Raw genomic sequence first — 11,988 nt, forward strand, 5'->3', positions numbered from 1 at the left:
GAGGCATGGCATCTTACAACCTAAGTCACCTGAAACAGCTGGAAGCGGAAGCGATCTATATCATGCGCGAAGTAGCCGCACAGTTTGAGCGCCCGGTGCTCCTTTTTTCCGGTGGAAAAGATTCGATCGTATTAACCCGTCTGGCGGAAAAAGCCTTCTGGCCGGCTAAAATGCCTTTTCCCCTCATGCACATCGATACCGGCCACAACTTTCCCGAAACCATCGCTTTCCGCGATAAGCTGGTGGAAAAGCTGGGCGTGGAGCTGATCGTGGGCAGCGTGGAGGAATCTATCCGCCAGGGCAAGGCCCAGGACGAAAAAGGCCCAAACCCCAGCCGCAATGGCCTGCAGACCATTACCCTGCTCGATAAAATTGAGGAACTGGGATTTGATGCTGCCTTTGGCGGTGCCCGCCGCGATGAAGAAAAGGCCCGTGCAAAAGAACGTTTCTTCTCGCACCGCGATGAATTTGGACAGTGGGACCCTAAAAACCAGCGCCCTGAGCTCTGGAACCTGTTCAACGGCCGTAAAAATATGGGTGAGCACTTCCGGGTGTTCCCGATCAGCAACTGGACGGAGATGGACGTATGGCAGTACATTGCCCAGGAAGGCCTGGAGCTGCCGCCGATCTATTTCTCGCACCAGCGCAGGGTGGTAAACCGCGGCGGTGTGTTACTGGCCGAGAACCCTTACATCTCGCTGCTCAATGGCGAGGAGTACGAAACCCGTACCATCCGTTTCCGCACCGTAGGTGATGCCACCTGTACCGGGGCGGTAGAGTCAGATGCCGATACCCTGGAGAAAATTATTCAGGAAGTTGCTTCTGCCCGCATTACAGAACGCGGTGGCCGTGCCGACGACCGCCGCAGCGAAGCAGCCATGGAAGATCGTAAACGCCAGGGATATTTTTAACAGGTATCAGCGATCGGGTATCAGGCATCAGGTTGTTTGCTGCTTATGCCGGCGCCTGAATGTATCATCCTACTGCCCGATACCGCAGCGGCGGACCGCCTCATACCTCATACCTCATACCCCATACCTAAACAACAATGGAACAACAACTAGCAAATACTGCTGTAGATACAGATCGTTACCTGAACATGGACCTGCTGCGCTTTACCACGGCCGGCAGTGTGGATGATGGTAAAAGTACACTCATAGGCCGCCTGTTGCTGGACAGCAAGGCAATTTTTGAAGACCAGATCGAAGCCATAGAACGCAGCAGCAAGCAGCGCGGTACCGAATATGTAGACCTTTCGCTGCTCACCGACGGCCTGCGTGCCGAGCGGGAGCAGGGTATTACCATTGATGTGGCCTACCGTTACTTTGCCACCCCGCGCCGTAAGTTCATTATTGCAGATACCCCCGGCCACATCCAGTACACCCGCAACATGGTAACGGGCGCCTCTACGGCCAACCTGGCCATTGTGCTGGTAGATGCTCGCCATGGGGTAGTGGAGCAAACACGCCGCCATGCCTTTATTGCCTCCCTGCTGCAGATCAAGCACCTGGTGCTGGCTGTTAATAAAATGGACCTGGTGGATTACAGCGAAGATGTATTCCAGAAGATCAAGGATGATTTTTCAGAATTCAGCTCCCGCCTGAACATTGCCGATATCCGCTACATTCCCATCAGTGCCCTCAAAGGCGACAATGTGGTGGAGAAAACAGAAAACATGCCCTGGTTTAAGGGCGCTACCCTGCTCTACACACTGGAAACGGTGAACATCAGCTCTGATCATAACCATGTGGATAGCCGCTTCCCGGTGCAGTATGTGATCCGCCCTCAGAACGATAAGTTCCATGATTACCGTGGCTATGCCGGCCGTATTGCCGGTGGTGTATTCAAGCCGGGCGATGAGGTTATGGCCCTGCCATCAGGCTTTACCTCCAAAATCCAGAGCATCGATACCATCAACGGCCCGCTTGAGGAAGCCTTTGCGCCTATGTCGGTAACCATCACCCTGGAAGATGATATTGACATCAGCCGCGGCGATATGCTGGTGAAGCCCAACAACCAGCCCAAGACCGAGCAGGACATTGAGCTGATGATCTGCTGGCTGAACCAGAAGCCCCTGCAGCCCAAAGGCAAGTACATTCTCATGCACACCACCAAAAGCTGCAAGTGCATTGTAAAAGAGGTGCGTTATAAGGTAAACATCAACACCCTGCACAAGATCGAAGATGACCTCACGCTGGGTCTCAACGAAATAGGCCGCATCAGCCTGCGTGCCACAGAGCCCCTTTTCTTCGATAGCTACAACAGGAACCGCGCTACCGGCTCACTGATCCTGATCGATCAGTTTACGAATGAGACTGTTGGTGCCGGGATGATCATTTAATGATGCTTCCTTTATGATTCGATAAAAGAATTTAAAAATAATTTTTTTCCTATTAACTAACTCAACTAAGGCAGTTCCTATATATATGAAATTGACCCTAATCTGGCAAGGTTAGGGTCTTTCTTTTTAGGATGAGCCAACTGGTTATTAAAAGAAAAGTCGTGTTTGGTAAAGGCTTTATGTTGTACTGATCCATAAATAGGCTGTTTCGTATTTTTTCTGGGCTAAGGATTATTTTAAAATAAATTTTAACTACACTTGTTTTATCAACCATTTTTCTTTCTGTATTACGATTTTCTGTTTCATTCATGTAGGAGGTTACTGGATTTTTTATATTTGCTGTGGGTATTGATGCTAATAAGTTTCATACCTGCCAATTATATCCAGTTCTAAAAGGAATGACATCAATAATACTGCTTAGGGCAATTAGAAAGGCGAAAAATCTATTAGCGCCTGGTAAAAATTTTGCATTCGATACACCTACTGTAGATTTCTCTGGACAGGCAGCATCAAACCTTATTTCCCAGCTATTAACAGCGGAGAGTCCGGCAATGATTGCCCGGTTTGGGTATGGTGAAATTCGCTGTGTGTATAATTATGTAACGCAGCCCAGCCTTCAGAACATAAAAAGATATATAAACGGTGAGATTATATCGTTGGGATGGGAAAAGGACAGGGCAAGAAGCATGTCTGTTAATGCTGGCTTTTTTCCGGCAAATATCAGTAATTTTGAAAAATTTAGTCAACTCATGATCCAGGAAATGAAGCAGGTCGACATCCTTGGCTCCTGGCTTCCAGAGGAACATATTTTTCATGAAGAATTGAGCCTCGCAAAAAAAGTGAAACTTTCTGATTTGGAGCCTTATTATCATCAGGATCCCTGGACCAATGTACTGAAGGGTAAGAAGATATTAGTGGTACATCCATTTGAAGAATCAATCAGAAGACAGTATAAAAAAAGGAAATATCTATTTAAGGATGAAAGGATACTGCCTGAATTCGATTTAAAGGTTGTCAAAGCAGTTCAGAGTATAGCAAATAATAATGTTATTTATAAAAATTGGTTTGAGGCACTGGATTCTATGAAAGAAAAAATCATCAAAGAAGATTTTGATATTGCTTTGATTGGATGTGGCGCTTATGGCTTTCCTCTCGCGGGGTTTGTTAAAAGTATCGGCAAGAAGTCTGTTCATATAGGTGGAGCAGTACAAGTTATTTTTGGAATAAAAGGAGCCAGATGGGATGATAAAAAGTTTTTCCAAAGTTTATATAATGAGCATTGGATAAGACCTGTTCAAAATGACTTTCCAGAGAACTATCAACAGGTAGAGGGAGGATGCTACTGGTAAAAAGAAGATCTTAATGTACTGTTCTTGTAAGAATTTCTTCATGTATTATCTTAAGTAATGATGCTATTATTAACATAGTATGTTCTTGTAAAGCAAGAAAATAGTATCTTCGAGGCTTCAAAAGTTTTAAATGCAAAAAATTGTTGTTGATGCTAATAAGCACCAGGTGACCTTAAACCTGAGGGAGTTGTTGGCTTATAAGGATCTTTTTCTCGTGTTGGCCTATCGTGATTTAAAGGTACGTTATGCTCAAACATTTCTTGGTTTATTTTGGGCATTTATTCAGCCAGCAGCGACCTTACTAATTTTCACGGTGGTATTTGGTGTAGCTGTCAAAGTGGAGACAGGTGGAGTGCCTTATCCAATTTTTGCCATTGCCGGCATGTCGGCCTGGGCATATTTTGCTTTTGTACTTAATAACTCAGGCAATTCTATCATAGGAGCTCAGGAAATGGTAAAGAAAATTTACTTTCCCCGCCTGATCATTCCTTTATCAAAAGCGGTAGTAGGTTTGGTAGATTTTGCGGTGGCGTTCGTATTCATGTCTGGTCTTATGATATTTTATGGCTTTATGCCATCCGCTAATATTATCTACCTTCCTCTTTTTATCCTGTTAACAATCATATCAGCCTTAGCTGTAGGCATCTGGTTAAGTGCCTTAACAATTCGTTACAGGGATTTTCAACAAATTGTGCCCTTTATGATACAGTTTGGCTTATATGCCACGCCCATTGCCTATCCTGCCGAAACAATTATCAAAAGTTTGCCCAACTGGGCTGTGATAATCTATTATCTGAATCCAATGGCAGGGGTGGTAGAAGGCTTTCGCTGGTCAATATTAGGTGGAGAGCCCCCCTCAAAATATGCCTATATATCTTTCGTGCTGATCATCTTACTTTTTATTAGTGCACTATATTATTTCAGGAAAGTGGAGCGGATAATGGCTGACATAGTATAGCAATGAGTGATATAGCGATAAAAGTCGAGAACCTGGGAAAGTGCTACCAGATTGGTCATGCCAAAAGTGGAGAACTTCGGGAAAGCTTTGGCCAATGGTTTAAAAAGCTTAAAGGAAGTAATGGAAAAGCAGCTGAAACAGCCTATGAGTTCTGGGCATTACAAAACATCAGCTTTGAAGTTAGAGAAGGACAGGCGGTTGGGATCATCGGACATAATGGAGCTGGCAAAAGTACTTTACTTAAAATCCTAAGTCGTATTACAGAACCTACAAAAGGCAGGTTTGAAATCAGGGGCAGGGTATCCTCTTTGCTGGAAGTAGGCACAGGCTTTCACCCGGAATTAAGCGGCAGGGAAAACATCTACCTTAATGGAACTATATTGGGAATGAAGCGCTCTGAGATCAGGGCAAAGTTTGATGAAATAGTAGCTTTTAGCGGGGTAGAGAAGTTTATTGATACCCCCGTAAAGCATTATAGTAGTGGAATGAAAGTGCGGTTGGCTTTTGCTGTGGCCGCACACCTGGAGCCAGAAATCCTGATTATAGATGAAGTGCTGGCTGTTGGCGATGCTGAATTCCAAAAGAAGTGTCTGGGTAAGATGGACGAGGTAAGCAAGAATGAAGGCAGAACTATCTTATTTGTCAGTCATAATATGCTTGCGCTACAAAGTCTTTGTTCAGAGGCTATCTTGCTAAGCAGTGGAGAGGTTACGGCAACTGGTAGTGTAGATCAGGTGGTGAGTACATATCTAAGAGCATTTAATGCTTCAGAAAAAATTAAAATTGTATATCCATCATCAGAATGTCCGGGTAATCAATCGGTAAAACTCTTAAGCCAGGAAGTAGTACCTAATGAACATGATCATTTAATTGTTAATGACAGGCCATTGGAGATGACTTTTAGGTTTGAAAATCTTCAAAAAGGAGAGAGCGTTTTGGATGTAACCTTTCATTTAGCAGATGAGATGGGGAACCTGGTTTTTGTAGGCAGTTCTGCCTTTAGTGGAAATAATATGGTAGGTAATGGATTACACTGCTATTCTTGCCAGATTCCTGCTTATTTGCTCCATGAGGGGTTTTATTTGATATCGCGGCTATTGATAGTAAAAGATAAAGGAACTATTCTATACGAGCATAGGGATAATATAACTTTTCAGGTAAAAGAACCAACGGTAGCGGAATTTGGATGGAAAGGTGCCAAAGAAGGCATAGTAAGACCTAAACTAGAATGGGTAATTAAGTAGCATATGATTCCAGTAACGAAGCCATTTTTACCTCCAAGGGAGGAATATGAATACTATTTGCAGGGAATTTGGAAGAGAGAGTGGCTAACAAATAACGGACCACTGGTAAATGAGCTGGAGCTGAAACTTAAAGAATACCTGGAACTAAAGCACCTCCTGTATGTATCTAATGGCACTATTGCCATTCAGATGGCGATTAAAGCGCTGGATTTGAAAGGTGAGATAATTACAACGCCATTTTCTTATGTGGCTACAACCAGTAGCATAGTCTGGGAAGGCTGTTGTCCTGTTTTTGTAGATATCCATCCTAAAACTTTCAATATAGATCCATCTAAAATTGAAGCGGCAATCAATGAGAATACCAGCGCTATATTAGCAACGCATGTGTATGGTAATCCATGTGATATAGATGCTATACAGACCGTTGCCGATAAATATAGTCTTAAAGTTATTTACGATGCCGCTCATTGCTTTGGGTCAAAGTATAAGGGGAAAAGTGTTTTCGCCTATGGCGATATATCAACAACAAGTTTCCATGCTACTAAGCTCTTTCATACTACGGAAGGTGGGGCAGTATTTACGAATGACCCTGATCTGTTGAAGAAAATGGCCTATTTACGCAATTTTGGCCATGATGGACCAGAGAAATTTGTTGGTGTAGGTGTTAATGGAAAAAATTCTGAGTTTCATGCAGCTATGGGTTTGTGCAATATCAAGTTTGTTCCAGAAATACTTAAGCGGAGAAGAGAACTGTCAGAGCGTTACAATTTAATGCTACAGCCGCTAAAGGTAGTAAGGCCTGTAATACAACCAGAATCAGAATTTAATTTTGCTTATTACCCTATTATTTTCCAGTGTGAAAGTGTATTGCTGAAGGCTATAAGTGCCTTGCAGGGAATATATGTTTCTCCAAGAAGATACTTTTTTCCTTCTTTGGAAACACTTGATTATGTCAAACCAAGTCAGAATATTGCTGTATCAAAAGATATATCAAGGAAAGTTCTTTGCCTACCTCTTTATCATGATTTGTCATTTGAGGAAGTAGATATGATATCTAGAGCTCTTCTAAGAGCACAGAACTATTAAATAGAATTATTAAATAGAATATTATGCTAATAGTGGGTGCGAAAGGTTTTGCAAAGGAGGTGCTAGAAGTTATTTGTCAGGAAAGGGTGCCGGATAATTTAGCCTTTTTTGATGATATAAATCCAGAAGTTGAGGGTCTCGTTTACAATCGCTTTCCAATATTAAAAAATGATGAAGCAGTGAGATCTTATTTCAAAGATGTGGATAATAGATTCACTATAGGTATAGGAGGTCCTGTTTTAAGGTATAACCTTTCTCTCAAGTTTATGAAACTTGGTGGAGAATTTACGTCAACTATTTCACCTAAAGCTACAATCGGAATTTTTGGAAATAGTATAGGTATAGGGGTGAATTTAATGTCTGGTTCAGTTGTAACAGGTAGTATAAGTATTGGAGAAGGAACACTTATAAACCTTAATTGCACAATAGGTCATGACACACTAATTGGCAAGTATGTTGAAGTATCGCCTGGAGTAAGCATATCTGGAAACTGTACTATTGGTGATTTTTGCAATATAGGTACTGGCGCTGTGATCCTTCCAAAAGTAAAGTTAGGTAGAAATGTTATTATAGGAGCAGGTGCTGTAGTAACAAAGGATATAAGTGATAATTCTCTTGCTATAGGTGTACCAGCTTCTGTAGTAAAAAATTTAGAACCTCTTAATATATACTGAGTTTGATAAGAGTTAGCGTTTGCATGGTTACTTACAACCATGAACAGTATATAGAGCAAGCTATTTTAGGGGTGATTAACCAAAATGCAAGTTTCCCCATAGAGTTAGTCATTGGGGAGGATTGTTCTACTGATGGCACAAGAGATGTATTGCTCGAATACAAGTCCAAATACCCAAGCTTGATTAAGCTAGTACTTCAAGAAGAAAATGTAGGAGTACTCGAAAACTTTGTTAAAACTTTAGAAGCCTGTGATGGAGATTATGTAGCTCTTTGCGATGGGGATGATTACTGGACTGATCCTTTGAAAATTCAAAAGCAAGTAACATTTCTGGAAAGTAATCCTAACTTTTCTATTTCTTTTCATAATGTTGTTTATATATATGAAGATGGAACAAAGGATGTCCCTGTTATGGAAAAAGATATCTATGGTATAGAAGACCTTTTAGCGAAGAATTTTATTGCAACAGCATCCTGTGTTTTTAGAAAATTTCAGGTTGAGTTGCTACCAGAATGGTTTAAAAAACTTCCATTTGGTGACTGGAGTTTGCATATTCTTAATGCTCAGTATGGAAAAATTAAATACCATGATGAGGAAATGGCTGTATATAGAATCCACAAAGGAGGAACATGGTCTGGAAGTTGGTCTTCAGGTTCAGCGGAGAAAGCAATTAGTGCAATCCAGACAAAAATCAGGTTTTTTGATTTGTTAAATGAATATTTTGGGAAGAGGTACACTCATATACTGAGAGATCAAAAGATGGCTGCTTATAATCAGATGCTATATGTGTACTCAGATTCCGGGAACCATATTAAAGTTGATAAGAGAGCTATTATTTACTATTTGCTAAATAATTTGTGGGTAAAAAAATATTCAAAAAAGCTTATAGTTGTATCAATTTTGCGTTACTGGTTTGGAGTTAAAATTGTTTGAAACAAATGCTCTGACGCGATATGATTTGGATTGAGTTCAAGTAGAGAATAGAGATCTCTTGTTGCTAATTTGTATTCGATATCCTTAGTTAATCTTTAGCTGCTCTGCTCATGAAGTCCAATGTATCAATCGATGTTTTTAAGTTTTATTAAGCTTTCGATAAAGCAGATACTAAGTCAGCCCCAGCTACACCAACATTCATGACTAAACTAAAATTTGCCTTAGTAAAGCAAGACGTGTACCAGGATTTATACGTTTGCCCGATAGAAGAAAGATCATCTTTAGAAATACTTTTTTCATCCATGGGAAGGGTTGGCCCAATTGGATTGATCTACGAGCTTGGTGCTGATTTTATAATAGTGAAAGAGGAGTATGATAAAGAAACTCAAATTTATAAAAGGTCTATTCCTCATATCGCTGAAAGTTTGCAATTGTTAAAAACTACGACTTTAGATAAGCTACCTAACCAGGGGTTCAAAAAACCTGGAAGCCCACACCCTAATGGAAGGTTTAGTATATCATGTCGGGATATAGATTGGGGAGCATATGATATTGTTATATCAGTTAATGTAAGTATCCCCAAAGCTATAATACAAGAATACAAAAACACAATATTCTGCTATATGATGGGTGAAGCCAATATGGCCACCGAAAAAGTAAAATTTGGATACGATGTAACATTAAATCAAATGGCAAGAGGGGTGGTCGCTAGTCAGCTAGGGCCGGTTGATTTCCCTTATACTTTTGTGAAAGGTGATACACTTGAGAACATTGTAAGGGAGAAATATCAGAAGCCTATCAAAAAGGGTATTTATGTGGAAATAAATTCCTGTACAGAAAGACCAGTTGTTAACACACCAGAACAATTTGAGGTAATTCAAAAAGAAACTGGGGAAGAGGTAGTTCTCCATAAGCAACTCATAGAGGAGAATCTTCTTTCTGTTTATAAGTCTAAATACTATGTTAAGTTAGGAGGACGGAAAACCAGGGGAAATGGTGCAATCGAGGCTGTGTCACTGGGAACATTAGTGATTATGGATCCTTCTGATATAATTCACCATGAAATTTTAGCTAAAGAAACGCAATGTAGTAGTGCTCAAGAAATAATTGCCCTTATCAATAAACTCAATCGTGACGAAGAAGAATATCAAAGGTTACTGGCTATCCAAAGAGAAAATGTTAGTAAATATATGTATGATAAGCCATTGGAAAGTTTAATTAATTGTTTGGACGACAAACGTAAAAGAAATGAAGATGGTTGGGTTCAAAGGCTTATGAGAAACTTCAGAAGCTAATCATCACGATCAGGAACTGATTATGATACTTGTGGCCTTGTTCATTGCGTGCTTCTTACTATACTTAAATGCAAGTTGTGTATAATGTGTCTTGGCAAGTTTTTGGGGAAATCTGTACGAGTAGACTTAGCTTCAAACATTAGTATATAAAGATATGATCATAAATACCCTCAAGAGAAGCATAAGAAAATTAATACTAGGATATGATATATCTACTTATTACTTCTCTCAAGGTGGTGAAGACGCAATTCTTCAGGCGCTTTTTCATAAAAAACTAAGCCGTAAAGATAAAGGCTTTTTTATCGATGTGGGCGCTTATCATCCATACAAACACTCCAATACTTATTTTTTCTATATCAATGGCTGGAGAGGCATTAATATTGATGCCCGCCCGGGAAGTATGAAATCGTTCAATAAAGTCAGGCCTAAGGATGTAAACCTGGAGGTCGGGGTTAGTGAAGAGAATGGTACGCTGACCTATTACTTCATTAGTGAAAGCTCTACCATGAATTCTTTTTCCAAAGATAATCTGTTGGAAAATGGCATGTATAAACATGTTCAAGCTGAAATTCCTGTAAAGGTTACTACACTAGAGGACATCCTAGATAAGCATGCTCAGCAGTCTGGTCATATTGATCTTTTAAGTGTTGATGCGGAAGGTTTAGACTACCAGGTGCTTAGATCAAATAACTGGAGTAAGTATAAGCCTGATGTTATCGTGCTGGAACTTAGCTGCCAGGACATAGATGATGTAAAACATAATATATCAGCCCGGTTTCTTTTTGATTTAGGTTATAGAATTGTCGCTAAAAACGTCATCATCAAAAATGTAGCAAGTGTATTTTTTGTTTCTGATAGTTTTGATTATTAGTAGGGTAATAGGGATGTGACGTTTATCAATATGGAATTTGCCAGTAAGAAGCTTGCTGTAATTGCCCCTCAGATTGGAGCCTTATCAGAGACCTTTATCAGAAAACACATGGAGGCTTTAGTGCCTCAAAATACATGTGTGATCGCCGCAACAAATGATCCTCCATATGCAGGAAACTGGGACGTAATGGGTCCTAAGCTGATCCTGAAGGTTTCTGATTTCAAAAGTATGTTTTTGCCTAAGATTTCAAGAGCAATGGTAGGTGTACTATCTACAAATAATTATCTGCAAAAAAAGCGGGCAAATGTGTTCTTAAAAAAAAATAGGCCAGATGTTATATTAGGTGAGTACTTAAACTTTTCGTTGCTATGGTGGCCAATGGTAAAGAAATTAGGGATACCAATGTATGCTCACGCACATGGCTTGGATATCTCTGTAGTGTTAAAGGATGCTGAATGGCGAAAGCGGTATTTGCAGCTGAATGAGATGTCAGGTGTGATCACAATGAGCAAAGTAAGTAAAGAAAAATTAATTGATCTAGGCGTTGATTCAGATAAAATTCATGTAGTACCTTATGGAGTGGATGTGCCTGATATACCGGTAACACGTGAAGAGATTGAAGAAGTTAATTGCCTGGCAGTTGGTAGAATGATTACTAAAAAAGCTCCAATATTTCTCCTAGATGCATTCCGTCGAGCATTTGAAAAAAACAACCATCTCAGATTAGATTATATTGGGACTGGCCCTCTCTTGCCAGCTGCCCAACATTATATCAAAGCATTTAATTTAGAGCATGTTGTTAAATTTCATGAAGGAATGTCAAGAGAAAAGGTGCAAGCTTTCTTCAATCGTGCAGATATATTTTTACAGCATAGTGTTGTTGATCATGTAACAGGAGATGAGGAAGGATTACCCGTTTCAATTCTTGAAGCCATGGCAAGTGCACTTCCGGTAGTTTCTACAAGGCATGCAGGTATCCCAGAAGAAGTCGAGGAGGGTATTACAGGTTTTTTAGTGCAAGAAGGAGATACAGTCACAATGGCTCAAAAGATTAACCTTCTAGCTGCTGACCCTGAATTGAGACAAAAAATTGGTTTAGCTGGCTGGCAAAGAGCAAAGCAGCAATTTTCATGGGAGAAAGAGAAAGGGGATTTGCTTAAGATTCTTTTTAGCTAGGATTATACGAATTTATTTTCAGCTACTAATGCGTATTATAGGAGTTTGATAAATGGAAGGGA

Annotated in this window: 11 protein-coding genes; all 11 read left to right on the forward strand. The window is 40.4% G+C overall.

The genetic code is table 11. The features are described from left to right. Positions 1 to 5: 5 nt before the first annotated feature. The 11 genes from cysD to KWJ01_RS17295 all read left to right on the forward strand — a co-directional run bounded on the left by cysD (position 6) and on the right by KWJ01_RS17295 (position 11,926). Positions 6 to 911, forward strand: coding sequence for a sulfate adenylyltransferase subunit CysD (gene cysD / locus KWJ01_RS17245; RefSeq protein WP_224998096.1), 906 nt, complete (start codon positions 6 to 8; stop codon positions 909 to 911). Positions 912 to 1,048: 137 nt separating this feature from the next. Continuing rightward, the gene (gene cysN / locus KWJ01_RS17250; protein ID WP_224998097.1) at positions 1,049 to 2,341 is read left to right on the forward strand and encodes a sulfate adenylyltransferase subunit CysN; all 1,293 of its coding nucleotides are present in this window, start codon (positions 1,049 to 1,051) and stop codon (positions 2,339 to 2,341) included. Between the two features lie 398 nt (positions 2,342 to 2,739). Then, positions 2,740 to 3,690, forward strand: a complete 951-nt coding sequence (locus KWJ01_RS17255; protein WP_224998098.1) for a hypothetical protein — start codon at positions 2,740 to 2,742, stop codon at positions 3,688 to 3,690. A 130-nt stretch (positions 3,691 to 3,820) separates the two neighbouring features. Next, positions 3,821 to 4,648, forward strand: coding sequence for an ABC transporter permease (locus KWJ01_RS17260; RefSeq protein WP_224998099.1), 828 nt, complete (start codon positions 3,821 to 3,823; stop codon positions 4,646 to 4,648). A gap of 2 nt (positions 4,649 to 4,650) precedes the next feature. Next, complete coding sequence (locus KWJ01_RS17265) at positions 4,651 to 5,892, forward strand: polysaccharide ABC transporter ATP-binding protein (RefSeq protein ID WP_224998100.1); 1,242 nt, start codon at positions 4,651 to 4,653, stop codon at positions 5,890 to 5,892. 3 nt (positions 5,893 to 5,895) lie between these two features. Then, positions 5,896 to 6,978, forward strand: coding sequence for a DegT/DnrJ/EryC1/StrS aminotransferase family protein (locus KWJ01_RS17270; protein WP_224998101.1), 1,083 nt, complete (start codon positions 5,896 to 5,898; stop codon positions 6,976 to 6,978). 23 nt (positions 6,979 to 7,001) lie between these two features. Next, positions 7,002 to 7,652: an acetyltransferase gene (locus KWJ01_RS17275; protein ID WP_224998102.1), complete on the forward strand. Its 651-nt coding sequence runs from the start codon at positions 7,002 to 7,004 to the stop codon at positions 7,650 to 7,652. A gap of 23 nt (positions 7,653 to 7,675) precedes the next feature. Continuing rightward, positions 7,676 to 8,584, forward strand: coding sequence for a glycosyltransferase (locus KWJ01_RS17280; RefSeq protein WP_224998104.1), 909 nt, complete (start codon positions 7,676 to 7,678; stop codon positions 8,582 to 8,584). Between the two features lie 200 nt (positions 8,585 to 8,784). Continuing rightward, complete coding sequence (locus tag KWJ01_RS17285; protein ID WP_224998106.1) at positions 8,785 to 9,879, forward strand: hypothetical protein; 1,095 nt, start codon at positions 8,785 to 8,787, stop codon at positions 9,877 to 9,879. Positions 9,880 to 10,033: 154 nt separating this feature from the next. Continuing rightward, on the forward strand, positions 10,034 to 10,750 hold the full coding sequence (locus tag KWJ01_RS17290) for an FkbM family methyltransferase (protein WP_224998108.1): 717 nt from the start codon (positions 10,034 to 10,036) through the stop codon (positions 10,748 to 10,750). 30 nt (positions 10,751 to 10,780) lie between these two features. Further along, positions 10,781 to 11,926, forward strand: coding sequence for a glycosyltransferase family 4 protein (locus KWJ01_RS17295; protein ID WP_224998109.1), 1,146 nt, complete (start codon positions 10,781 to 10,783; stop codon positions 11,924 to 11,926). Positions 11,927 to 11,988 lie beyond the last annotated feature (62 nt).

Source organism: Cesiribacter sp. SM1 (genome assembly GCF_020178975.1).
Lineage (GTDB): Bacteria > Bacteroidota > Bacteroidia > Cytophagales > Cyclobacteriaceae > Cesiribacter.